Genomic DNA, 23,408 nt, shown 5'->3' on the forward strand with positions numbered 1-23,408 from the left:
AGTGTGACAGTCAACTCATCTGTAGTTGAGACACCGCCATCGGGAGCAAGCCCCCTCCCACATTGTTTTTGTGGTGTTGTTTAGACTGCTAAGGCACGTGGTTCGCTGCGACGGATCGCACGCACCTTGTGCAGGGTATCGGCGCAAGTGCGCGCAGCTTCCTGGCCTTTATGCACAAAGTGATCATGGAAGAATGCATGATGCTCGCTGCCGGCGTGGAAGTGGTGCGGGGTCAGAGAAACCGAGAATACCGGCACTTCTGTTTCCAGCTGCACCTGCATCAGGCCGCTGACCACGGATTGGGCGACGAATTCGTGACGGTAGATGCCACCGTCCACCACCAGCGCGGCAGCCACGATACCGGCATAACGGCCGGTCTTGGCCAGCAACTTGGCGTGCAGGGGCATTTCAAACGCGCCGCCGACTTCGAAGAAGTCGATGTCCGATTCCTGGTAGCCCTGGGCGATGATTTCGGCAAGGAAACCTTTACGGCTCTGGTCGACAATATCCTTATGCCAGCAGGCTTGGATAAACGCGATACGCTCGCCGTGATGGTTTTTGCTTTTGCTGTCGATTGCGGTGGGTTGCATGTTCTGACTCCTGTTTAAGAAAAAAACAGGGCGTTATGAATCGAATGGGATTTAAGGGTGCGCAACGCCGGTCATGCACGCATGAGGTCAGCGAACGGCCCTTAGGTGCCAATCCCGTTCTCTCTTCATCCGGACTATGACCGTCGGCCCCGGGATCACACCGGGTCTGCTGACCTTGTCGCCGTCCTGCGTGAGCAGTTCAAGGCGCCAAGCGCTCGCGGGCTATGCACATTGCGTGCAATTACCGCCGGTGGGGAATTACACCCCGCCCTGAGAACGTTGCCGCCAGAACCCTGGCGGCGGAGAGTTTTTAACACGGTTTTTCAAAAACTGCACGGCCGCTGTATCGATAAGCTATATCGGTTTGTTTGGTTGGTATTCATTTGAATACACGTAGGGCTTGATATCTCGCGGCTTTGCCCGCAGTAATCTCCTTCTAAGGGGCTTACCCACTCACAGAGGCCAGTTTCATGTCAGTGATCGACCTGCGCAGCGACACCGTGACCCAACCCACCCCCGGCATGCGGGACGCGATGGCCAGTGCGGTCAGTGGTGATGACGTCTACGGTGAAGACCCGAGCGTCAACCACCTTGAAGCTGAGCTGGCCAGGCGCCTGGGCTTTGCGGCGGCGCTGTTCGTGCCCACGGGCACCATGAGCAACCTGCTGGCGTTGATGGCTCACTGTGAGCGCGGCGAGGAATATATCGTCGGCCAACAGGCCCACACCTACAAATACGAAGGGGGTGGTGCGGCCGTATTGGGCTCGATCCAACCGCAGCCGCTGGAGGCGCAGGCGGACGGCTCCCTGGACCTGGACCAGGTGTCGGCGGCGATCAAGCCCGACGATTTCCACTTCGCCCGCACCCGCTTGCTGGCGCTGGAAAACACCATGCAGGGCAAGGTTCTACCGTTGGAGTACTTGGCGAAGGCCCGCGCGTTGACCCGTGAGCGTGGTTTGGCCCTGCATCTGGACGGTGCGCGGCTCTACAACGCGGCGGTCAAGCTCGGTGTGGAGGCGCGGGAAATTGCCCAGTATTTCGACTCGGTCTCGGTGTGCTTGTCCAAGGGGCTGGGCGCGCCAATTGGTTCGGTGTTGTGCGGCTCTACGGCGTTGATCGCCAAGGCGCGTCGCTTGCGCAAGATGGTCGGCGGCGGTATGCGTCAGGCAGGTTCGCTGGCGGCGGCAGGGCTGTATGCCTTGGATCATCAGGTGGCGCGCCTGGCCGACGACCATGCCAATGCCCAGTGGCTGGGCGATGAACTGCGCAAAGCCGGTTATGAAGTGGAGCCGGTGCAGACCAATATGGTCTACGTGCAGATCGGTGGGCAGGCTCAGGCCCTGAGGGCGTTTGCCGCCGAGCGGGGGATCAAGTTGGTCGCCGCGCCGCGTCTGCGCATGGTCACGCATATGGATGTCAGCCGGGCGCAGATCGAGCAAGTCGTGCAGGCATTCGTCGAGTTTTCCCGAAAATGACAGTGCTGGCCGTCTAATTGAATGCTTCTATCGCATAAACACGCTGTACCACCGGCAAAGGGCCGATATAATGCGGCCCTTTGCCGTCGCTCCGTCTGATGATGTTGCGCACTGGCCTTTGGCCGCAGACTCCGTGGAAGAACCTAATGAAAAGCGCAGAAATCCGTGAAGCCTTCCTTCGCTTCTTCGAAGAGCAAGGTCACACCCGTGTAGCCTCCAGCTCCTTGATCCCTGGCAATGACCCGACCCTGCTGTTCACTAACGCGGGGATGAACCAGTTCAAGGACTGCTTCCTGGGCCAGGAGAAGCGCGCTTATACCCGCGCTACCAGCAGCCAGAAATGCGTACGCGCCGGCGGTAAGAACAGTGACCTGGAAAACGTCGGTTACACCGCTCGCCACCACACGTTCTTCGAAATGTTGGGCAACTTCAGCTTCGGCGACTATTTCAAGAAAGATGCGATCACGTTCGCCTGGACCTTCCTGACCGGTGTGTTGAAGCTGCCCAAGGAAAAGCTCTGGGTCACCGTCTACGCGACAGACGACGAAGCCTATGACATCTGGACCAAGGACGTCGGTGTGCCCGTCGAGCGCATGATCCGCATCGGCGACAACAAGGGCGCGCCTTACGCGTCCGATAACTTCTGGACCATGGGCGATACTGGCCCGTGCGGTCCTTGCACCGAGATTTTCTATGACCACGGTGCCGACATCTGGGGTGGCCCACCGGGCTCGCCGGAAGAAGATGGCGACCGTTACATCGAGATCTGGAACAACGTGTTCATGCAGTTCAACCGCACCGCCGACGGCGTGTTGCATCCGCTGCCGGCACCGTCGGTGGATACCGGCATGGGCCTGGAGCGGATCAGTGCGGTGATGCAGCACGTTCACTCCAACTATGAAATCGACTTGTTCACCAACCTGCTGAGCGCATCGGCTGCGGCGATTGGCTGCGCCAATGAAAACCAGTCGTCGCTCAAGGTCGTGTCGGACCACATCCGTTCCTGCGGCTTCCTGATTGCTGATGGCGTGCTGCCGTCGAACGAAGGCCGTGGCTACGTGCTGCGTCGTATCATCCGTCGCGCCTGCCGTCACGGTAACAAGCTGGGCGCCACCGGCAGCTTCTTCTACAAGATTGTGGCCGCGCTGGTCGCCGAGATGGGCGACGCCTTCCCGGAGCTCAAGCAGCAGCAGGAAAACATCGAGCGCGTGCTCAAGGCTGAGGAGGAGCAGTTCTCCAAGACCCTGGAGCACGGCCTGAAGATTCTCGAGCAGGACCTGGCTGAGCTCAAAGGTACCGTGGTGCCGGGCGACGTGGTGTTCAAGTTGTACGACACCTACGGCTTCCCGATGGACCTGACCGCCGACATCGCCCGTGAGCGCGAGCTGACCATCGATGAAGCCGGTTTCGAGCGCGAAATGGAGGCCCAGCGCGTGCGTGCGCGTTCCGCCAGTTCCTTTGGCCTGGACTACAACACCCTGGTCAAGGTGGACGTGCCTACCGATTTCATCGGCTACAAGGCGACCGTGGGGTCGGCCAAGATCGTTGCCCTCTATAAGGACGGCAAGTCGGTCGACGTGTTGAATGAAGGCGACGAAGCGGTAGTGGTCCTGGACCAGACCCCGTTCTATGCCGAGTCCGGTGGGCAAGTGGGTGACTGTGGTTTCCTGAGTTCGACGTCGGGTCGCTTTGAAGTGCGTGACACCACCAAGACCGGCGGGGCTTTCCTGCATCACGGTGTGCTGGTGTTGGGTAACTTGACGGTCGGTGCGCCGGTCGATACCCAGGTCGATGCCGACGTGCGTCACGCTACCGCGCTGAACCACTCGGCCACTCACTTGTTGCACGCTGCGTTGCGCCAGGTGCTTGGCGAGCACGTTCAGCAAAAAGGTTCGTTGGTCGACAGTCAGCGCCTGCGCTTCGACTTCAGCCATTTCGAAGCGATCAAGCCGGAGCAGATCAAGGCACTGGAAGATATCGTCAACGCGCAAGTGCGCAAGAACACTCCGGTCGAGACTGAAGAAACCGACATTGAGACCGCCAAGGCCAAAGGCGCCATGGCACTGTTCGGCGAGAAGTACGGCGACAGCGTGCGCGTACTGAGCATGGGCGGCGACTTCTCGGTGGAGCTGTGCGGCGGTATCCATGCCAACCGTACCGGTGACATCGGCCTGCTGAAAATCATCAGTGAAGGCGGTGTGGCGTCCGGCGTGCGGCGTATCGAGGCGGTGACCGGGGCAGCGGCCCTGGCCTACCTCAACGCCGCCGAAGAACAACTCAAGGAAGCGGCGGGCCTGGTCAAGGGCAGCCGCGACAACCTGATCGACAAACTGTCTGCGGTGCTTGAGCGCAACCGTGCGCTGGAGAAACAGCTGGAGCAGTTGCAAGCCAAGGCAGCCAGCGCGGCGGGTGACGATTTGTCTGCTCAAGCGTTGGACGTCAAGGGCGTGAAAGTGCTGGCTGCGCGTCTGGACGGCCAGGACGGCAAGGCGCTGTTGGCCTTGGTCGATCAGTTGAAGAACAAACTCGGCCACGCAGTGATCCTGCTCGGCGGTGTCCATGAGGATAAGGTCGTTCTGGTTGCCGGTGTAACCAAAGACCTGACTGGCCAACTCAAAGCCGGTGATTTGATGAAACAAGCCGCCGCGGCAGTGGGCGGGAAGGGCGGTGGTCGTCCGGACATGGCGCAAGGCGGTGGTGTAGATGCCGGCAGCCTGGACGCGGCCCTGGGCCTGACCGTACCGTTTGTCGAGGCCGGTATTTAAGGCGCTGTTAATGAGCCCATGGTCTAGTCGTGGGCTCGCTGCGGTGCTGCAAGATTTGTTTATTGGGCGCCCCTTTACGGGCTGAGGCGGCTTAGAAATGGCTTTGATCGTACAGAAATTTGGAGGCACCTCGGTCGGCTCTGTCGAAAGAATCGAGCAGGTCGCCGACAAGGTTAAGAAATTCCGCGATGCCGGGGATGACCTGGTGGTGGTGCTGTCGGCCATGAGCGGCGAGACCAATCGCCTGATCGATCTGGCCAAGGCAATCAGTGGTGATCAACAGCCGCTGCCGCGTGAGCTGGATGTGATCGTGTCGACTGGCGAGCAGGTGACCATTGCGTTGCTGGCCATGGCGCTGAACAAGCGTGGCGTGCCGGCGGTGTCCTACACTGGCAGCCAGGTGCGCATCCTGACCGACAGTGCGCATACCAAGGCGCGCATCCTGCAAATCGATGATCAGAAAATCCGTACTGATCTGAAAGCCGGGCGCGTGGTAGTTGTGGCGGGCTTTCAGGGCGTGGACGAGCACGGCAACATCACCACCCTGGGGCGTGGCGGTTCGGACACCACTGGTGTGGCTCTGGCGGCGGCCCTCAAGGCTGATGAATGCCAGATCTACACCGATGTGGATGGCGTCTACACCACTGACCCACGTGTGGTGCCGGTCGCCCAGCGCCTGGACAAGATCACCTTCGAAGAGATGCTGGAAATGGCCAGTCTCGGTTCCAAGGTGCTGCAAATCCGCGCAGTAGAGTTCGCCGGCAAATACAACGTTCCGCTGCGCGTATTGCACAGCTTCAAAGAGGGTCCGGGCACCCTCATTACTATTGATGAAGAGGAATCCATGGAACAGCCGATCATTTCCGGTATCGCTTTCAACCGTGATGAAGCCAAGCTGACGATCCGTGGCGTACCGGATACCCCGGGCGTGGCCTTCAAGATTCTGGGCCCTATCAGCGATGCGAACGTTGAAGTCGACATGATCGTGCAGAACGTCTCGCACGATAACACCACCGATTTCACCTTCACCGTACACCGTAACGAGTACGATGCGGCGTTGAAAATCCTGCAGAACACCGCTAACGAAATTGGCGCCCGTGAAGTGATCGGCGATACCAAGATTGCCAAGGTATCGATCGTAGGTGTGGGCATGCGTTCCCATGCCGGCGTTGCCAGCCGTATGTTCGGCGCTCTGGCCAAGGAAAGCATCAATATCCAGATGATCTCTACCTCGGAAATCAAGGTCTCGGTAGTGATCGAAGAGAAGTACCTGGAGTTGGCTGTACGCGCACTGCATACCGCTTTCGAGCTGGATGCTCCGGCCCGACAGGGCGAGTGATGTGATGCCAGGAAGGCGCGGTTTACCGCGCCTTTCATTTTTTTGTGGGGCGCATGTTCTTTTGTGTGGGCTCGACAATACTTAGGTGGTAGGGCTATGGCCTTCGGGTTGTAGGTCGAGGGCCTTTTTTTTGCAGACTGTTGTTCCTGAACTGAAATGCGTGAGGTGAAAGGTATGTTGATTCTGACTCGTCGTTGCGCAGAAAGCCTGATTATCGGTGATGGCGAAATCACCGTGACCGTGCTCGGCGTCAAAGGTAATCAAGTGCGCATCGGGGTTAATGCTCCGAAAGAGGTGGCTGTTCACCGCGAGGAAATCTACCTGCGGATCAAGAAAGAGAAGGACGAAGAACCAAGCCTTTAATTTTTATCGTTTTTTATGTTTGCAAACGGGGATGAACGTGGTTAATATACGCCCCGTGTTGCGGAGAGCTGGCCGAGTGGCCGAAGGCGCTCCCCTGCTAAGGGAGTACACCTCAAAAGGGTGTCGGGGGTTCGAATCCCCCGTTCTCCGCCATTATTTGCTTAGTACGTTGCAATCTGGTTTTTTCGGTAAGTTGTTGAAAATACTCGAAAAAATAGCTTTACATAGAGATTGAACGGCCTATAATGCGCGGCAACAAATGCACTCGTAGCTCAGCTGGATAGAGTACTCGGCTACGAACCGAGCGGTCACAGGTTCGAATCCTGTCGAGTGCACCATACAAACAAAAAGCCCGCCTAGTGCGGGCTTTTTGCCGTCTGGCGTTTGTGTAGGTTTTCTCGCAGGCATTATCTTTTTCTCCTGCTTCATGTGTTTTCCCTTCGGGCTGCGTCGTCGCAGTTCATAGATGCAGCCAATCTGAGCTTTGTCTCGCAAGCGCTTGTTCTTTCCAGTTTTTTAACGTTAAAAGCGCACGCAGCGTGTATCATTGTGCCCGTCAGCCCCGCCGGGGCTTGTGGAATACCTCCATGGACTTACCCAGTAGTTACTCAGTACCCCGCTTTACCAATCATGAATTGACTGATTGATCCTTCCGGCGTGCCCCGCTGCTGGGAGTGGAGTTCGCCTATGACCGAAGTAGAAGTAAAGAAAACACAGGAAAGCCTGCAGGATCGTCTGGCTCAAGTCATCGAGCTACTGCAGCGCCAGCGCGTGGTCGAAGACCTCACGCACCGCCAGGAAGGTCCGCATCACGACCGCGTCGAAAACCTGGTCCACCGGCAAAACCTCGTCGAGTTGCAACGCAAGCTCGATGACCTGCACTCTGCCGACGTTGCTTATATCCTCGAAGCCTTGCCGCTGGATGATCGGCTGACGCTCTGGCAGTTGGTCAAGGCTGATCGCGACGGTGATATCCTCCTCGAAGTATCCGACTCGGTCCGTGAAACCCTGATCGCCGACATGGACGATCACGAGCTCCTGGCAGCGGCCAAGGAGATGGATGCGGACGAGCTGGCGGACCTTGCTCCAGAGCTTCCCCGTGATGTTGTCCATGAGCTGATGGAAGCGCTTGACGGCCAGCAACGTGAGCGCGTGCGTTCCGCGTTGTCTTACGACGAGGACCAGGTCGGCGCTTTGATGGACTTCGAGATGGTCACCATCCGCGAGGACGTCAGCCTGGAAGTAGTATTGCGTTACCTACGCCGTCTTAAAGAGCTGCCAGGCCATACTGATAAACTGTTTGTCGTTGATTACGAAGGTATCCTGAAGGGCGTACTGCCGATCAAGCGCCTGCTGGTCAACGACCCTGAGAAGAAAGTTGCGGAGGTAATGGCCAGTGATCCGGTGAGTTTTCACCCGGACGAAGACGCCTATGATGCCGCTCAAGCATTTGAGCGTTACGACTTGATTTCTGCTCCGGTGGTCGACAAGAACGGCAAGCTGATCGGTCGTCTGACCATCGATGAAATGGTTGACCTGATTCGTGAGGAGAGTGAGACCGAAGTTCTCAACATGGCGGGTCTGCGTGAAGAGGAAGATATCTTTGCTTCGGTCTGGCGTTCCTTGCGTAACCGTTGGGCGTGGCTTGCTATCAACCTGATTACCGCCTTCATTGCTTCGCGAGTGATTGGGTTGTTCGAAGGTTCGATTGAGAAGCTGGTGGCTCTGGCAGCGTTGATGCCTATTGTTGCCGGTATTGGTGGTAATTCCGGCAACCAGACGATCACCATGATCGTACGAGCCATGGCGCTTGATCAGGTGAACACCGGTAATACGTCACGCCTTATGCGCAAGGAGCTGGCGGTGGCGCTGATTAACGGAGTCGTATGGGGTGGGGTGATCGGTATTGTGGCCTACATGCTTTATGGAAGTTGGTCGCTCGGCGTTGTAATGACGGCTGCCATGACGCTCAACTTGCTGCTGGCCGCTCTGATGGGGGTACTGATCCCTATGACTTTGGCACGCTTGGGTCGCGACCCGGCAATGGGGGCCAGCGTGATGATTACCGCCATGACCGATAGTGGTGGTTTCTTCATCTTCCTGGGCCTGGCAACGATCTTCCTGCTCTGATGCCTTTTCGCGGGGGGCAATTCTGCCCCTCGTTCCATACTCCTTTCCCAGATTTCGCACAAAAAAAGCCAGCACTTGGCTGGCTTCTGCTTTCAATGGTGAATCAATTGGCTTCTGCGGCTGCCTCAACATCGTGTGCGATAAGCGAGACGAGAGCATTTTGCTGGCGGTGGGAGAGTTGACGAAAACGCTGCAGCAACTCGCGTTCATGCAGTGACAGCTCTGGGCTGTCCATGCGCATGCTCAACTCCTCACCCAGCGCCCCTTCCTGAATAAGGCTCTGCTCCAGGCGGGCGATGATTTCGGAGTTCATGCTGCGGTGATGATTGCGAGCCACCTCGGCAATGCGTTCCCGCATTCCGTCTGGCAGACGTACGACGAACTTGTCAGCCGTACGGCTGGAATAAATTGCCTGTTTCAATGGGCGCATATATTTAACCGGTTAGTTCAGAGGAGCGGTTTCTGGAATTGGCCGCAAGATGAGTGTTAAGACAAGGCTCACGACCAAAGTTCAACCCGAATTGCAAAGAGGCCGCATCATGCCTCAGATTTGACGTTTACTTGGCGTCAATTCTGTGACAAATATTGAACCGCCTACAGGCTTTATGCCAGCACTCATTTTCAATTCTGCGGACTGGTTGGAAAAAAAATTGCGCAGCATCTCGAATCCAGATCGTCGCGCAAGCCCAGGCTGCACGCGGGTTGAGGGCGCACATCCTACCGCAATATGGCCTTTTGCCCTCAATCTTAAGACTAGTGGCAGTTTGCCGATTTGCTAGCGTCAGGCGACATAAGGTCGAGCTGAAATGGTTCTGCGCGGTCTTGGGTAGATTTCATCCGGTAGACCGGGTCGGCGTGAAGCTACTGGACGCTACGCCGGCAATAAATGCTGCGGCTGGGTCGTAGGCGGGCAGAGTTGCATGAGCGCCAAACCCAGGATCGGCGGGTCTGGTGGCTCTCTTAGAAGATCCAGTGTTTGGATGTGGTCGAAGTTTGAGCGCCTTGAGCCGTGTAAACGGGGGAGGGCGGGGCGGCGGTCATTACAGCCAATTGCGGGCGTTGCTGGAGGTGATGTGGAACCGGCTGGTTGATCTGTGTCGTGTTCTGGGCATTCGTGGACTGAAAATGAAATATCACCAGCGCGGCCAAGGCTACGGTATTCAGGGCTAACAGGGCGGCGCTATTCATGGTTCTATTCTCCGCTGACTAGTTTTTGCAAAGCTGGCTTATAGGAGACGTATAGCAGGTGTCGTGCCAATATTTTAATGCTTTAAAATCAACTGGTTGCATTGGTTTTGTGAGGGTAGAGAATGCAATTTGCAATGTATTCGCTTTTTGGGTCAATGCAATTTGCACGATTCCATTTGCAGCCCGAATTTGCGGGGTTGAACTGCGTTTGCTTCTGCAAGCTTAGGCCTACACTCAAAATGCCTACGGACGACATGACAAAATCTATCTTGGCCGTTAACATGCACGCCGTCCGTCACTGGGCTCTTAGCCTGACGGCTTCCATGTGTCCCAGTAGCTCAATTGGATAGAGCATCCCCCTCCTAAGGGGAAGGTTGGCCGTTCTTATCAGGACAAAAATCTGCTGCACATTGAAGGGAGAGCATCAACCCCTGCTGCTGGGGGAGTTCAGCCTAGTTCCGTTAGTATCTATCTGAGCTTGCTGCGCATTGGTGAGCATTGCCGCTCATCTTGTTTTTGAAGCAAATGTGAAGGAAAATTCTGCTGTCGTGTCCTCTTAGTTCAACGGATAGAACGAGCCCCTCCTAAGGGCTAGGTGCAGGTTCGATTCCTGCAGGGGACATATCCTCGCTTCAGTAGCTAGCTGTTTTTTATGATTTTTCTCAGATGAGAGCCATCCCTCCGACCGCTTGGTCTAGCCTGCCCGTGATTTATCTGTTTGTGTCATGACACGATTCGCCGTCTCGCCAAATTGCCTAAAGCCTTCCCTTAACTCGCCTCTCGTCAAATCCCTAGTTCCTGAAAATGAGCATTTGCTCGACTCCATGGGCGCAGGTGAAATTGAAATCTTCGCGTTAGAGGTTTCCGCAAGATTCGTTAAGTTAGCAAGCCAACCATCGTTGGGCGCGTATGACTGGTAGAGGCTAGTTGTAGATGATCGAAATGCGACACTCCTTCACGCCTATCGATTAACCTGCTGCTCTTGGCTCAAAATCCGCTTCCAGTGACGATTGACGACGCTAGGGGAGAAACCCAATTCCTGAGCGATCTGCGCTTGTGTCATACCTTCCGCCTTGAGCTTCCTGACGGCCTCAAGGTTTTCAATTTTCTGAGGTTTTCCACGCGTACGCTGAATCAGCGCTCCATCCGCGAATTGCTCTGCTAGCAGTCCTATGCCCCCTTCAGCTTCAAATGCTCGAAGCTGCTCTAGTGCCTCTTCTATGAGACGAGGGTAGGGCGTGCCAAGGCGTGCAGACATGCACAAAGCCATCAGTGCAAGCGGGTCAATCTCGAGCGCTTCAGCCAAACTTTCGAATTTTTCGAGCGTAATACTCGTTTGTCCACGCTCTAGAGCGCTAATTTTCGATCTCGCGCTGGCGTCTGAAAGCTTTTCATACCGAAAGCGGCGATTCAGCCTAAGAGCCCTTAGGGCGCCGGCTAGGGCAATTTTGAGGTGCATGGATTGGCCAAAAGTCAGGATATAGCCATACCACGGGGTTTCCGATAAACATCAATATGAGGTATTATTGTATATGTCATGGCAGCTCCACTCCCGCTTTCTGAGATCAGAGCCTCCATTTGGGGTGAGTAGGCGGCGCTAGGGGTCTGACAATTTATGAAAAATACAGCGAGAGGGGAGGTGGACGTGGATAGTCCCATTCAAGACAGTCTGCTGGGCGATCCTGGCGCTAGCCTGATGGGCACTGAGCTGAATCTCGATGACGCTTTGGAGGCAGCCAGAAAGCGCTACAAATGGATGCCCCTATGCGCCGTCGAGGAGTGGATCATCCTAGACGCCATCATCACCGACGAAGAGCGAGCCAAAGTAGCCGCCGCAGGCTGCCAACCAATGTTTATGTTTGCCCACAAAGTTGTGGACGATGAGCAGCGGCGTTTCGAACCAGGTCATTGGGTGCGCTCAAGCATGGGTACCGCTTTCAAAGAAGGCTACCTATTCGAAACACGCAACTCCGTCTACGTTTTGCTCGGGCCAGGCCATCGTAAGTCTGCTTCTATCGAAGCGATATTTTCCCTTTTCTGATTACCCACCAGTTCTGCTGGGCAACTGACGTGCTCCAGTAGCTTGAGGCGACACATGTTCAGAACCTTAGACAACGACCTGATAGGCGTCCCAGGAATGTTCGGGAAGGGCGTGTCCCATTGGCGCGGAGTCTCAAGGCTGCTCCGAACGCCTTGGTATCACTTAACCCTTAGCATCGAAAACGAGGGTCGGCCCAGCGAGTGCGCGGTGATGATTGACGACACCCACCAGCTTCAAAAAATGTTGGTAAGCCAAGGTGCGGATTTAGCTATCACCGAGATTATGGCTGTGACGCCATCTTGGATGAATAAGTCCGGAGGCTGGCAGATGGAGCGGTTAACCAGAGTAACCGTAGGTGAGGACAGGTCTGGTTCTGAGGTTTGCTTGTTGGAAGTGGCTAAGGGGGCGGTGTATCACACCTCACACCAGCGAGACTTCAAGATTGAAGCGCTGGCTAACCTGAGGCCCGTCTTTCTCTCAAGCATGATTCGATCAGCCTGAAATTTACCAGTAATCCCCCACGATACCAACGCGCCTGGTTGCGTGTGCAATTCCTGATATCTCCATACAGAACGCAGCCGGAGGGTAGTGATGCTCGACACGATAGATGTAAATTTCCACGGAAAGCGCCATACAGATTTCGACCTCTTGCGAATCATAAAAGCGCAAGAGCAGGGCTTCGACTTACCGGTTACCGCGTACCTATGTGGCGTATCCATAAGGGCGCGCGCAGGCATCGGTGTGGTGTTTGGCCACAAGCGGAAAGACCAATACGGGCGGTTCGGAGACGGCCATTTGATCCGCACTTCTGACGTATTGAAAGTTGAGCGCGAAGGCAGATTCTGGGTTATGACGACGGAGAATAGCCGTTATGTATTAGCAACTTTTCAGCGCCAAAATGGCCGCGCCAGCTTGCGTGATTTTTTGCGTACCACTAATGGGCAGTACCATCCGACCCCTCGGATCTTGCAGTGATATTTCATCGGGAGGGCGGGAGGGAGGGAATGTCTCGGCCTACTGTTGTGACTTTGGGATCAAGGTGGCTTCATGCTCCTGAAGAAAGGCGAGGTCGTCTCCATTGCTTCCGGTATCTTTGACGCCTACAGCCGGGAAGGGCCGTTTGTAGCGACCCAAGATTTCGACCTTGGCGCATTCGTTGCCGAGACCGTATCTGCTGTCACGGAAACTTGGGAGATCACCGAATTGCTTTGGGGGCTTCCTCGGTTGCTTGTTGAGCAAGGTCTCCTTGTCGAGCTACCTTGTCGACGAATTCACTTGGGGTCATTGGGTGACGTTGAGCTGACGGAGGAGAAGAACGACTTGTGATTGGTCGTTTGAGATTAGTTCTCAAGCACTATCAATGAATACGGCTTTTGAGGTTAAGTCGGGCACCGACAGTTCATTGCGTGCCTCTCCGGGGACGGCTGTCATGCACCAAGCCCTTCGTGACTTGGCCCTGGCGGGCTCCCATCCTCACGTCTCCGGCTTAGCGGCCTGCGTGCTCCGCTTGCTTTGACTCGTAGGGTCATATGCCGAACCCTCTTGGCTGGATCGGAAGCGAGTCTTACATTCACTAACGGTCGAGTGCTGGCGCACAATGCTTTAGGCCAAAACCTTTTGCTTTTATAAACGCCGCGTCGTAAACATTGCTCTACCATCGTCCCTTGAGAGACCGTCGTGTTGGAGCAAGCCCCTCGTTATCCTGAAAATACTCCATTGCGTCTCGGCGCATTTAGCCAGTCCGATCATGAACGTGCCACGTCCGGCATTGAGCCAACTTACTCTGCCCTTTCCGGAGCGCTGACGGGACTGGCGAAGGCCGCCTCTGAAGCCCAGGAGTTCGAGGCCGCGAGGGTTTGGTGGCTGCTGGCGGATCTCTGCATGATGATGCTGGACACTAGCAACAGAAATGAGCCCTTCAGGCCCTACCTACTCATTGGTGACCGGCATTCGATGTCACCGGCCAGCATGGTCGACGAAGAGTACGTGTTCTTCAAGGACTTGGTCGACTGCCTCCCTAACGGCCTCTTGAAGGCGAGAGTCTCCGATCTACTCTGGATTACACCTGGCCTCAAGCACATTCGGCACGCCCGGGCCGCCATTGACTGCTATGCGACGGTTCCACTGAATGATGCGGTTTGGTACCAAGAGGGTCGTGAGTGTTTCCAAAGAGCGCTATCCCTGGCGAAGATGATTGGGCCTGGAGCTGAGGGGCGGCTTACGACCCTTACTCAGATGATCATGGACGCAACCAAGCAGGCGATCCACCAAGAACTAGCATTCTCCGTGGGTTTGGTAGAGACGGTCATTGAGTACAGGCTTGACCACCCCGAGGTGCCAGAATTACCTGAAATGATGGCTGAGCTCGGGCAACGCTTCCAGAGCAAGAATGATGTGTTTAGCGCTCGTAGGTGTTTCGAGACAGCTAGCAAAGGTTTTGCGTTGTCCAACCGCGACCTGCTTGCTGTAAAAATGACGGTCGCCGTAGCGCAGACGTGGATATCAGAGGCGGAGCTTAGGGGGGAGCAAACTCACCCGATTGTGGCGCAAAACGCTTTAGAGAATGCTCTTCAAATCTACCGATCTATTCCAGGAGCGTTTCGAGCTGAATTCGAGGTAGACAAGGTTCTGCCTGTTCTGCGCAAGAGAATTGCTGAGGCCGGTGCCCGCGTGGTGGAGCAGATGCACAAGCTCTCAACGAGCACAGATATCACAAACCTGGTTGACCGTACCAAACACCTTATCGAAGGCCAGTCCTTTGGTACCGCCCTTTATAATCTCGCAAATATGTACCCGTTTTGCTCTCCTGCTGAATCCCGGCAGGCAGCGATAAAGTCACTACGTACAGGGATATTGAGCTCCCTGACAGAGGCAGTCTTCTTTGATGAGACTGGTAGAGTGATTGCGAAACGACCTCCACTGTCCTTCGGCGGCGAACTAACTGAGGAGGATGAATATACAATCCAGGCCAAGATGGTCAGCGAACACTTGCACTTCATCAAGCTTACGGTGAGGGGAGGAGTTTTGCCGGCGCTTGCGATCATCTCAGAATCGCACTGTGTCAAAGAGATCGACATGGTTGAGCTGGCCAAAGCATCTGCTTTCGTTCCTCCAAATCGAGCGCAGATGATCGGTAAGGGGTTGTACTGGGGATTCGTAGGGGACTTTGGTATGGCAGCTCATTTCCTCATACCGCAGATGGAAGCAATCGTTCGACACAGAATGAAGGAAGCCGGTCTCAACACTTCGACGTCCAGTGCTGACGGCATCGTTACCGAAAATGGATTGAGCACCCTAATGGATGTCGAAGGTGTCACCGAGCTGCTTGGCCATGACGTAGCTTTTGAAATCAAAGCTGTGTTCTGCAGCCCGTATGGCCCGAATCTCAGGAACACCTTTGCGCATGGTCTGCTCTGCGACGACCAGTTCTACTCAGAATCTATCGTCTACGCCTGGTGGTTCATGCTCAAGTACATCTCGGGGCCATTTTGGGAGACGGTACCTAGGGCGTAGCACTGCCCCAGTCGATGGCTCTGTCGCATGCTGCGGGTAGATCCGCAATGCAAAGCGACAGCCGCATGCGGGGGGCAACAAGATTGCGCCTGTATCCCATATTTCCTGCTCCACGGGCAGCACTGACCGGCACGTTGTCGATTAGATTCTGCTAGCGGGTTTGATTTTCAGAGTAAAGAGGACATTGATGAAAGCTACGCTCAAAGCTCATTTGCAGACGTGGATGAACCGGCTGGAGGCTCTGCAGGATACAGAGCACGACCGTCATTTGGATTATGCCCCCTATTCGGATTACGATTTTTTCCTGGAATATAAGGTGATGGGGATAGCGACCTTCCTGAAGCAGGTAGCCTACCAAGAGGACGATCTAGATCTGCTTGCATTCGCGTCGAAAGCCGAGATGCAAGTCGAAAGCATGATTCGTGATAACGAAGCTGCAGAGGAGGAGGCTGACCGCGAGCATCAAGAGCTGCAGCAGGAAAGTTATGAGCACGATGAGCGCATCAGGAAGGCGTGTGCCTACCATTTCTACACCGTCCCAGCGTTTTCGATAGATACATCGAAATACGAGGTGATGGTTCAGGATGCTGCATCTAGATTTACTGATCCTTACAAGCTTTCTAGCTTGAGAAGGTATCTGGAGAGTGACCAAGTGCTTGGCAGAGTCTACGAAAAAGTGAAATCCCGCCTAAGACGTACGTTTGACCGAGTGGGTGACTCTCCAACCGAAGAAGAGATAGCTCAGGCCTTTGATGTTGAAATGACGAATATCTATCGGCTAGCCGATGCACACGTCGACCGGACAATCGCCCAGTACGCCCCATAGATGCTGCCCGGGCAGATTGGTAAGTATTCATCGTGATCCTTTTCGACGGGCCATAAAATCGTGAAGATCTTTTACTACCGCATCTGCAGAGTTATCGTCGCTCAACTCTGAAGCTTGGACTCTACGTACCTCGACGCCTTCGTAGGTGAGAGGGATCAGACGCTGATCTGCTTGTGCGGGCGTCTCGTGATGGTAGGTGTCTCCATCAACCTCTATGACGAATGTCAGCCCTTGGAAAATCACCACAAAATCGGGCTCAAGGCGGTTGTATCGTTTCCCATGCCTGACGAAAACTGGGAGCGGGGCCACAGCCATTTTTGCTCGGCAGAGGGCTTTGAAAAGAGTGATTTCCGCTTGGGATCTAAACAGGAGACCTTGATGTTCTTTAGACGCGATATTGTCGCTACGGACACGGCCCTGATTGGTCACACCTTCACCTTGAACAAACCTCATTGCATCTTCTCGCCATCCATCCTCAGGCTCGTTCACCAGCGGGGATATGTTCACGAAGCTTAGGGCGTGATCGGGAGTCGAGGCGAAAAATGGACTAATAACGCCTGTGATTGCGGTTTTCACTGCTTCTCGATCTTCTTCCGTCATGGCGAAGAAAATTTTCACGTCCAAGCTGATTGCGAGTATCCAATAGCTGATGTTCATGTTGCCTTCATCCGAATCGAGAGAGCATTGTCCAGCTACCAGCACTGCGATGGCTCTAGCATCTCCTTGGATTTTCAGCGCCTCGACGGCAGATGAAACAAGATTCTCGACGGGGAACGGTGGCCACATCTTTTTGCGCCTTCAGTAGACCGACTCAGTAGAGAAGCCGGGCATGTTCAAGAAATTGGTGAGTACGAATTTTTCGTTAGTTAGCGGGCTGATTGCTATGGTCGCATGCTATCAGTGCCCAATGAGTAGCGTGCAATAGCTGGAAGCACGCGCCTAACCACCTTCAGCACTGGCGCCAACTGAAAGGCGCTACCTACCTTCAAGCCTACATTGCTTTCACCGAAACCACTTCCACGTATCGGTACTTCTTTACTGACTAGGTGTCTTGCAGTGTTGCTGGCTGCCCGCGCCCCTATCCCAACCTTAAGCTGCTTTTTGCCACTCTTTGGCTACTACTGGGTGACTACCTACGCTAGGATTGGCTCGCTGCAGCTTCACTTATAACAGGGCGTGCCTGAGAGCCTCAGCCGCCGGTCATGGTTAGCTAGAAGGGATTCGAGCGTTGATACTCAAGCAGATGCGCGTGTGTGGTTTCCAATCGTTCGGCGCAGAGCCGGTGATTATCGATTTCCGAAAGCTAACCTTCCTGATCGGGCCTAACGGTTCTGGAAAAACGGCTACATTGCAGGCGCTCTGTCGCCTTTTCTCAATTGACCCCAATCAACGGCGGCTGCGCAAATCTGATTTCTTCGTCGCACATGATGAAGAAGAAAGGCCGGATGAGCGAACTCTGTGGATCGAGGCGGATTTTTACTTCCCTGAAATTGCCGATGAGAGCAAGGAGCACCCGACCATCCCGTGCAACTTTGGGCACATGCGGCTGGATAACATCAAAGGCGTGCCGCGCGTACGGTACCGTTTGGATGCCTCACTAGGACTGGACGATGATATCGAGCAGACCCTGCGCTATGTCTCTGAGGTCGACGAGGACGGGAATCCAGTTGCAACGTCGCCCGTACCGCGTGATGAGCGCAATCAGATACAGGTGCACTATCTACCTGCCCGTCGTGACCCGGCAGAGCACATCACCTATGGGACTAATGCGCTTTTAGGCCGACTGTTGCGGGCAGTAAGCTGGACGGAGCAACGCGAAAAAATCAGCCAACTGTCTGCAGATATTTCCGCTAGCCTCAGCACGAACCAGTCGGTCATCAACCTCGGGGACGGAATAGCTAACGCTTGGGGGAAACTGCACAAAGGCAAGTTTTTCAAAGACCCGAGTCTGACTTTCGTAACCCATGAGATCGAAGCGCTGCTGAGGCATCTCTCAGTGTCATTCACCCCTGGTCACGGGGAACAGCAGGTCGACTTCTCTCGTCTGAGCGATGGACAAAAGTCGATGCTTTACCTGGCATTGGTACTGACCTCCCAGGCAATCGGCAGAGCAGTGCTTAAGGGCGATGATGACTCGTTCGATATGGATAAGCTTAAGCCTGCCGTATTCACCCTGATAGCCTTGGAGGAGCCGGAAAACAGTCTATCTCCTCATTATCTGGGCCGGATTGTGTCGTCACTGAAAGCTCTAGTGCTCGGCAAAGAAAACTCAGATGCGCAAGCGATGATTGCCACACATGCCCCCTCGATGTTGCGTCGGGTAGAGCCAGAGCAAATTCGATATCTCAGGCTTGATGAATCGCGCTGCACGGTGGTTGCCAAGATTAAGATGCCACCGGACAAAAACGGTGAGGCTTACAAGTTTGTTAGGGAAGCCGTGCAAGCTTTTCCCGAGATCTATTTTTCAAGGCTGGTCGTACTCGGGGAGGGGGATAGCGAGGAAATTGTGCTCCCTCGATTACTTGCCGCTGAAGGGCTTATGGTGGATGAGGCTGCGGTTTGCATTGCGCCGCTTGGTGGCCGACATGTGAACCATTTCTGGCGCCTTTTGAGCGGGCTTGAAATTCCATATGTGACCCTGCTGGATCTCGATGTAGCAAGACATGGCGGCGGGTGGGGGAGAATTCACTACGTTGCGACGCAGCTCAATTATCACCGTCCTAACCAGGGATACATGCCCGGCGACCAGCTTGAGAAACTTCCGAAATGGAATAATCCTAAATATAAACTTCTCAAAGTCGAGAAAGACCGTAGTTTGAGGAGCTATATCGCTGAGCTAGAACCATTTGAGGTTTTTTTCTCCAGCCCGATGGATTTGGATTTCGCCATGCTCTGCGCGTTCCCAAAGGCGTTCGGTGTCGAGGCCAAATATCTTGTGACGCCGAAAGTCGGCCAACTCAGATCGGTGCTGGGTGACAGCTTCTATGACGAGAAGCAGTACACCGTGTCAGAGCGCAGTTATTTCGCTGCGTACCACAAATTGTTTAAGTTAGACAGCAAGCCTAAATCGCACATCGAAGCCCTTTCCAATCTCACTGATGATGATTTGAGGGAGGCGATGCCGCCGTCGCTCAAGCGACTGGTCAATCATGTTATCAAGATGGCCAGGGAGCTTCACGAATGATCAAGGTCGAAGCCTGGAAACCATCCCATGGAATCGTGCTTGAACCCAATGCAGAGTTTGCAGCGAAGGAGCAAAAGCGCTGCGTGGCCCTGACTGCTGGCCCTGGCTCCGGGAAGTCAGAGCTGCTTGCTCAGCGTGCCGACTTCCTGCTCACAACAGGCGTGTGCCTTTATCCAAAACGCATTCTGGCCATCGCTTTCAAAGTCGACGCCAGTAACAACCTGAAGGAGCGCGTGCGGCGTCGCTGCGGTGCGACGTATGCAGGTCGGTTCGACAGCTACACATTCCACGGGTTGGCGAAGAGGATCATCGAGCGCTTCAGACCAATATTAGCTGGCGACGATGCTTTGAACTCGGGTTTCAAAGTTGTCGTCAAGGGCAAGGCTCACCCCGTTCAAACTGAATTCAAGGAACTCATCCCGCTTGCCATTAAGATTCTGGATGCCTATCCGGCAGCTATTAACGCAGTACGCCAGACCTACAGCGACGTCTTTCTGGACGAATTCCAAGACTGCACGGATGAGCAATATGAGCTGGTGACGAGGCTGTTTAAAGGATCAGGTCGTCGCGTAACTGCGGTGGGAGACGTAAAGCAAAAAATCATGGGGTGGGCTGGCGCCTTGGAAGGGATATTCGCCGAGTTCGTCGATGATTTCGAAGCCGAGCACCTCAATATCTATCGAAACTTCCGTTCGCTGCCGCACCTGCTCAAACTCCAGAACGAGATCATCAAAGTTCTAGATCCGGACTCAGAAATGCCTGCTCACTTACTCGCCGGTGAGGGGGGAGAGGTACACGTGTTGTCCTATGCCGATTGTGAGGAGGAGGCCAGTGATCTAGCAGAGCGCATCTCCCACTGGGTCAACGTGGAAGGCATTGCTCCTGCCAAAATCGCCATACTCACGCGAATCCAGCCGGAGGCTTACTGCATGCGACTGACCGATGAGCTAGATGCTTGGGGGATTAGCTATCGAAACGAAAACAAGGCGCAAGACATTTCGACTGAGCCCATCGCCCAAGTCATCGTGGATTACCTGTTGTGCATTTACGGGCTTAGAGAGCCTAAAGCTTGGACTCGTCTCACCCGTCGCATCATTCCGGTAGAGGACGATGCAGAAGGGAAGCTGAAGACCAATTGGAGCAGATACATCAAAGAAGCACGCAAGTCTGCTTCAGCTGATATGGCGACCAAAACGTTTGCCCAACGATGGACACTTTTGGAGGAGTTCCTCGCGATGGCTGGGCCGACGCAGCTAGCCGGGCTTTCCCACGATTACGAGTCCAGGGAGCACCTTCGCGAGCTCATTGAGGACGTCAAGAAATACATTGACGAAGCTTTGGCGAAAGAGCCTGATCTTCTGAAAGCGTTGGCTCAGCTATCTGATGACCAGTCGATTCGAATCCTAACCGTGCACAAGAGCAAGGGGCTGGAGTTCGATACGGTTGTTTTGCTGGGTGTTGAAGACCAGGCCTATTTCGGCAAGGATCATCATGAAGTTCAGTGCACGTTTTTCGTCGGCGTATCGCGTGCAGAAAGAAGACTTGTCGTGACAACGGCTCGTCGTAGAGAAAACATTGGGCAGGTTAACTACTGGAAATTACCCCGCACAGCTCAGGCAGAATTCTTGGGGTATGTGAACCTTTGGAGAACCCACTCTAACTAAATCTGAAAAACTTTGGTCTATCACTGATCTCTGATGATCATCTGAAAGACGTACTGACTTGTCTATCTTTTTGCGCAGCCAGGCTGGACGTATGGCCCGAGGCTCTAAGATTGAACCGAGCAAGCCTAACTGGGCGGGTATTCCTCACCGGTCGGAACTAGGGCTCGTGTTGGTTCGGGTATGCAGCAGCAATGTCAGGGCGTCCGCCGTGGCGATTTGGTAGTTCGAATTATCTGGCATGGCGGTCTTCTTTGGGATGATGCGCAGAGCCTAGTTCATCTCATCGCTGGCTCAAACGGTGCGGGCAGTCGTATAGGTTTGCCCGATGTTTTGGCAGAGTACGACCTGGGCAGACAGGGGCCAGAAGGCTGCACTCACCGTCTGTGCTTGCCCGCCGTGCTGGTCTGTGGAGCACGCGCTGGGTAATCCCTATCCACCCGAGATTCAAGTTTGCTTACGAAGCCACGCTTCCACTTTTTGCCATCGGCCAACCTCCGAAAGCTGTGACTTTCCTGTATCTAGAATCTTAAGCAGTCGCTGTCTTTCAGCTCTAGAGGAGAACCAATCATTAACCTCGACGCTGCAGTGGCTGGACTCACTCAATGCCCATCTAACGATCATGTCCGCAGCGGCTCGGTAGTGATCTGCCATGAACAGGGGATGGCCATCCACAGACCAGCCGCGCTTCGCTAGCTCATCGGTCACGTCAATGATGCCCAGGTCGCCAAAGTAGGCTGTGGTGTCAGGATAATGGATACCTGCCAACGACACCTTAGCCACCCCCGATTCCCGATCAAAATAGGAAAGGAAATGCCATCCCCCTGTGCTGCTCCCAAGATAGGGGAAATTGATGGCAGCTTTCCCTGTTATGTAGTGCTGGTGCGAGACGCGTTTGAGGTCAAAGTCGAAAAGCGGCTGGGCCATGAGGGCTTTCCTGAATTTTTGAGCGCCGATTCGGTTAATTGGAGCACACCCCCAGTTCGTGGTATAGCGCCCCATCGAAGGGTGGAGGATCGCGCTGTTCTAGTTGATGTAAATCATAACCGTATTAAAGCGCGTGGCATATCTCTACGCATTGAGAAGAGTGCTGCGAACGAACAGGTAATGCTCGAAAAATACCAGTGAAAAAATATTTTAGTTTCGCTAAGGAATTAGTGAGTGCCGCCGATGATATATGTTCACTAATTAGCTAAGGGTCTGTGCGTGTCTGACGGTATATTTTCTGTGATCAAGAGTGTTTTTCCCACGTTCGTGGCTGGAGCTAAAGATCTACAGCGTTCTATAATTACTCCGACCGAATTTTTCAAAGATATGAAGCTGCGTAATTACTGGTGTGCGCAAGCCAGCGTGATCGGGCTCGTAATGGCCGTTGCGTTATCACTACTAAGCTTTCCATCGCTGAAAGGGATTGGGATAGAGCTCAGTAAGGACTTTGTATCCGTCATGGTTGTCCTGAATTGCATGTTCCTAATCCTCTATGGAGCTTGCTTTTGGTTTGGCGCACGTTTCATGTTTGGAAAAGGATCGCTGTTTTCTACGATCAACTCATTTTTTTATATCTCGATTTGCCTAGTCTTCATGAAGATCGCTGAGATGCCAGCGCTGGGTTCGAGAATGACCGCTTTAGCGCATAGCTGTGAGCTTGGGGAATTTGGAGCGAATGTCACTGCAGCGATATCCGCAAGTTCTGTTTCGAGGACGTCGAACTTTTTGATCGGCGTATTTTACCTTGCATTTACCGTCTGCTCGGTAAAACTCCAGCGAGGCGTCAATGACTTCGGTATCGTAAGGGGAGTGGTGTCCGCGATTTTTGGGATGATATTCCTAAGTTTAGCCGTTATTTATATCCAAGAACCTGCAGTATATGCAGTGGTCTGCGGCTACTTAGGCGAAATTAACTAGCTATGTTTTGATTGGTTGGCTAGCTAGCGTTACCTCGCGGTAGATCAACGATTAAGATTGCTGATAACTGTACCATGGCTGGATGTTTCTTTGCGTCAACAGCCATGGCACCGTTATTAAGGGTTCAGAACAGCGGGTGTGGCCCGAATTCTTCATCAATTCTTTCACCCCATCCTGAGTTTTCTGGTTTGTTAGCGGCCCCTCCTACTATTTTAATAGCGTATGCGCGGCACACTTCCAGAAGCGAGGGAGGGATGTATTCCAGTAGCCCTTTGTATTCTTTTTCGTCCCCGTCACGGTACTGGTGCAAATCAGCGCACCAAAGATCGTAGACCCAGTCACTGATTTCCTCCTCGCTTTGCGGAAGGGCAACCAATTCTTTGACGAATTTGTTCAGGTGCTGACGCTCCCTCTTGGACAAGCCTCGG

At 54.2% G+C, this 23,408-nt stretch carries 20 protein-coding genes, 3 tRNA genes and 1 riboswitch; of the genes, 17 read left to right on the plus strand and 6 right to left on the minus strand.

The window, feature by feature from the left end:
- Positions 1 to 80 precede the first annotated feature (80 nt).
- On the minus strand, positions 81 to 590 hold the full coding sequence (locus ACQRBT_RS14390; RefSeq protein ID WP_104994607.1) for a 6,7-dimethyl-8-ribityllumazine synthase: 510 nt from the start codon (positions 588 to 590) through the stop codon (positions 81 to 83).
- Between the two features lie 112 nt (positions 591 to 702).
- A riboswitch (FMN riboswitch) is annotated at positions 703 to 872 on the minus strand.
- Positions 873 to 1,060: 188 nt separating this feature from the next.
- On the opposite strand from ACQRBT_RS14390, the gene ltaE reads away from it, so the two are divergent.
- From ltaE to mgtE, 7 genes are all read left to right on the plus strand, one after another.
- The gene (gene ltaE / locus ACQRBT_RS14395) at positions 1,061 to 2,065 is read left to right on the plus strand and encodes a low-specificity L-threonine aldolase (RefSeq protein WP_060757329.1); all 1,005 of its coding nucleotides are present in this window, start codon (positions 1,061 to 1,063) and stop codon (positions 2,063 to 2,065) included.
- A 146-nt stretch (positions 2,066 to 2,211) separates the two neighbouring features.
- Positions 2,212 to 4,830 carry an alanine--tRNA ligase gene (alaS, locus tag ACQRBT_RS14400; protein WP_090369068.1) on the plus strand — a complete coding sequence of 873 codons (2,619 nt, stop codon included), beginning with the start codon at positions 2,212 to 2,214 and terminating at the stop codon, positions 4,828 to 4,830.
- Between the two features lie 97 nt (positions 4,831 to 4,927).
- Complete coding sequence (locus tag ACQRBT_RS14405) at positions 4,928 to 6,169, plus strand: aspartate kinase (protein WP_060757331.1); 1,242 nt, start codon at positions 4,928 to 4,930, stop codon at positions 6,167 to 6,169.
- Positions 6,170 to 6,343: 174 nt separating this feature from the next.
- Entirely contained in the window at positions 6,344 to 6,532 is a 189-nt protein-coding gene (csrA, locus tag ACQRBT_RS14410) for a carbon storage regulator CsrA (protein ID WP_003175645.1), read from the plus strand.
- Positions 6,533 to 6,594: 62 nt separating this feature from the next.
- Positions 6,595 to 6,685 (plus strand) — tRNA-Ser (locus ACQRBT_RS14415).
- 108 nt (positions 6,686 to 6,793) lie between these two features.
- Positions 6,794 to 6,870, plus strand: a tRNA-Arg gene (locus ACQRBT_RS14420).
- 349 nt (positions 6,871 to 7,219) lie between these two features.
- Entirely contained in the window at positions 7,220 to 8,662 is a 1,443-nt protein-coding gene (gene mgtE, locus ACQRBT_RS14425) for a magnesium transporter (protein ID WP_060757332.1), read from the plus strand.
- Positions 8,663 to 8,765: 103 nt separating this feature from the next.
- Here the strand turns inward: mgtE and ACQRBT_RS14430 are convergent, their stop codons facing one another.
- Positions 8,766 to 9,092 (minus strand): Arc family DNA-binding protein, encoded by a 327-nt coding sequence (locus tag ACQRBT_RS14430; protein WP_060757333.1) that lies wholly within the window; start codon positions 9,090 to 9,092, stop codon positions 8,766 to 8,768.
- 530 nt (positions 9,093 to 9,622) lie between these two features.
- The gene (locus ACQRBT_RS14435) at positions 9,623 to 9,850 is read right to left on the minus strand and encodes a hypothetical protein (protein WP_104994604.1); all 228 of its coding nucleotides are present in this window, start codon (positions 9,848 to 9,850) and stop codon (positions 9,623 to 9,625) included.
- A 550-nt stretch (positions 9,851 to 10,400) separates the two neighbouring features.
- On the opposite strand from ACQRBT_RS14435, the gene ACQRBT_RS14440 reads away from it, so the two are divergent.
- A tRNA-Arg gene (locus tag ACQRBT_RS14440) sits at positions 10,401 to 10,472 on the plus strand.
- A gap of 339 nt (positions 10,473 to 10,811) precedes the next feature.
- Here ACQRBT_RS14440 and ACQRBT_RS14445 read toward each other — a convergent pair.
- Entirely contained in the window at positions 10,812 to 11,309 is a 498-nt protein-coding gene (locus ACQRBT_RS14445; RefSeq protein ID WP_167655065.1) for a helix-turn-helix domain-containing protein, read from the minus strand.
- A gap of 186 nt (positions 11,310 to 11,495) precedes the next feature.
- On the opposite strand from ACQRBT_RS14445, the gene ACQRBT_RS14450 reads away from it, so the two are divergent.
- The 6 genes from ACQRBT_RS14450 (at position 11,496) to ACQRBT_RS14475 (ending at position 16,230) form a co-directional block, all read left to right on the plus strand.
- Entirely contained in the window at positions 11,496 to 11,891 is a 396-nt protein-coding gene (locus tag ACQRBT_RS14450; RefSeq protein ID WP_337782111.1) for a DUF6957 family protein, read from the plus strand.
- Positions 11,892 to 12,101: 210 nt separating this feature from the next.
- Positions 12,102 to 12,392 (plus strand): hypothetical protein, encoded by a 291-nt coding sequence (locus tag ACQRBT_RS14455; RefSeq protein ID WP_223816899.1) that lies wholly within the window; start codon positions 12,102 to 12,104, stop codon positions 12,390 to 12,392.
- Between the two features lie 90 nt (positions 12,393 to 12,482).
- Positions 12,483 to 12,866, plus strand: a complete 384-nt coding sequence (locus tag ACQRBT_RS14460; protein WP_177071326.1) for a hypothetical protein — start codon at positions 12,483 to 12,485, stop codon at positions 12,864 to 12,866.
- Between the two features lie 72 nt (positions 12,867 to 12,938).
- Positions 12,939 to 13,217: a hypothetical protein gene (locus ACQRBT_RS14465; protein ID WP_191960275.1), complete on the plus strand. Its 279-nt coding sequence runs from the start codon at positions 12,939 to 12,941 to the stop codon at positions 13,215 to 13,217.
- 351 nt (positions 13,218 to 13,568) lie between these two features.
- On the plus strand, positions 13,569 to 15,404 hold the full coding sequence (locus ACQRBT_RS14470) for a DUF4209 domain-containing protein (protein WP_412047369.1): 1,836 nt from the start codon (positions 13,569 to 13,571) through the stop codon (positions 15,402 to 15,404).
- A gap of 187 nt (positions 15,405 to 15,591) precedes the next feature.
- Complete coding sequence (locus tag ACQRBT_RS14475) at positions 15,592 to 16,230, plus strand: hypothetical protein (RefSeq protein WP_412047368.1); 639 nt, start codon at positions 15,592 to 15,594, stop codon at positions 16,228 to 16,230.
- Positions 16,231 to 16,257: 27 nt separating this feature from the next.
- Here the strand turns inward: ACQRBT_RS14475 and ACQRBT_RS14480 are convergent, their stop codons facing one another.
- Positions 16,258 to 17,016, minus strand: coding sequence for a hypothetical protein (locus ACQRBT_RS14480; protein WP_412047367.1), 759 nt, complete (start codon positions 17,014 to 17,016; stop codon positions 16,258 to 16,260).
- A gap of 442 nt (positions 17,017 to 17,458) precedes the next feature.
- On the opposite strand from ACQRBT_RS14480, the gene ACQRBT_RS14485 reads away from it, so the two are divergent.
- Entirely contained in the window at positions 17,459 to 19,414 is a 1,956-nt protein-coding gene (locus ACQRBT_RS14485) for an ATP-dependent nuclease (RefSeq protein ID WP_412047366.1), read from the plus strand.
- Positions 19,411 to 21,078: a UvrD-helicase domain-containing protein gene (locus ACQRBT_RS14490; RefSeq protein WP_412047365.1), complete on the plus strand. Its 1,668-nt coding sequence runs from the start codon at positions 19,411 to 19,413 to the stop codon at positions 21,076 to 21,078. Before ACQRBT_RS14485 ends, ACQRBT_RS14490 begins: the two co-directional genes overlap by 4 nt.
- A 444-nt stretch (positions 21,079 to 21,522) precedes the next feature.
- Here ACQRBT_RS14490 and ACQRBT_RS14495 read toward each other — a convergent pair whose 3' ends face one another.
- Complete coding sequence (locus ACQRBT_RS14495; RefSeq protein WP_412047364.1) at positions 21,523 to 22,002, minus strand: hypothetical protein; 480 nt, start codon at positions 22,000 to 22,002, stop codon at positions 21,523 to 21,525.
- 279 nt (positions 22,003 to 22,281) lie between these two features.
- Between ACQRBT_RS14495 and ACQRBT_RS14500 the strand changes: the two genes are divergently transcribed.
- Positions 22,282 to 22,980 (plus strand): hypothetical protein, encoded by a 699-nt coding sequence (locus ACQRBT_RS14500; protein ID WP_412047363.1) that lies wholly within the window; start codon positions 22,282 to 22,284, stop codon positions 22,978 to 22,980.
- Positions 22,981 to 23,408 lie beyond the last annotated feature (428 nt).

Origin of the sequence: Pseudomonas sp. R19M, assembly GCF_050312585.1 — a bacterium.
Lineage (GTDB): Bacteria > Pseudomonadota > Gammaproteobacteria > Pseudomonadales > Pseudomonadaceae > Aquipseudomonas > Aquipseudomonas palleroniana.

Bases quoted from the DNA above. Each gene is read 5' to 3' on its own strand.
- alaS (WP_090369068.1), top strand. From the start codon at position 2,212: ATGAAAAGCGCAGAAATCCGTGAAGCCTTCCTTCGCTTCTTCGAAGAG.
- ACQRBT_RS14405 (WP_060757331.1), top strand. From the start codon at position 4,928: ATGGCTTTGATCGTACAGAAATTTGGAGGCACCTCGGTCGGCTCTGTC.
- csrA (WP_003175645.1), top strand. From the start codon at position 6,344: ATGTTGATTCTGACTCGTCGTTGCGCAGAAAGCCTGATTATCGGTGAT.
- ACQRBT_RS14490 (WP_412047365.1), top strand. From the start codon at position 19,411: ATGATCAAGGTCGAAGCCTGGAAACCATCCCATGGAATCGTGCTTGAA.
- ACQRBT_RS14435 (WP_104994604.1), bottom strand. From the start codon at position 9,850: ATGAATAGCGCCGCCCTGTTAGCCCTGAATACCGTAGCCTTGGCCGCG.
- ACQRBT_RS14445 (WP_167655065.1), bottom strand. From the start codon at position 11,309: ATGCACCTCAAAATTGCCCTAGCCGGCGCCCTAAGGGCTCTTAGGCTG.
- ACQRBT_RS14465 (WP_191960275.1), top strand. From the start codon at position 12,939: ATGCTCCTGAAGAAAGGCGAGGTCGTCTCCATTGCTTCCGGTATCTTT.
- ACQRBT_RS14455 (WP_223816899.1), top strand. From the start codon at position 12,102: ATGATTGACGACACCCACCAGCTTCAAAAAATGTTGGTAAGCCAAGGT.
- ACQRBT_RS14475 (WP_412047368.1), top strand. From the start codon at position 15,592: ATGAAAGCTACGCTCAAAGCTCATTTGCAGACGTGGATGAACCGGCTG.
- ACQRBT_RS14390 (WP_104994607.1), bottom strand. From the start codon at position 590: ATGCAACCCACCGCAATCGACAGCAAAAGCAAAAACCATCACGGCGAG.
- ACQRBT_RS14480 (WP_412047367.1), bottom strand. From the start codon at position 17,016: ATGTGGCCACCGTTCCCCGTCGAGAATCTTGTTTCATCTGCCGTCGAG.
- ltaE (WP_060757329.1), top strand. From the start codon at position 1,061: ATGTCAGTGATCGACCTGCGCAGCGACACCGTGACCCAACCCACCCCC.
- mgtE (WP_060757332.1), top strand. From the start codon at position 7,220: ATGACCGAAGTAGAAGTAAAGAAAACACAGGAAAGCCTGCAGGATCGT.
- ACQRBT_RS14430 (WP_060757333.1), bottom strand. From the start codon at position 9,092: ATGCGCCCATTGAAACAGGCAATTTATTCCAGCCGTACGGCTGACAAG.
- ACQRBT_RS14495 (WP_412047364.1), bottom strand. From the start codon at position 22,002: ATGGCCCAGCCGCTTTTCGACTTTGACCTCAAACGCGTCTCGCACCAG.
- ACQRBT_RS14460 (WP_177071326.1), top strand. From the start codon at position 12,483: ATGCTCGACACGATAGATGTAAATTTCCACGGAAAGCGCCATACAGAT.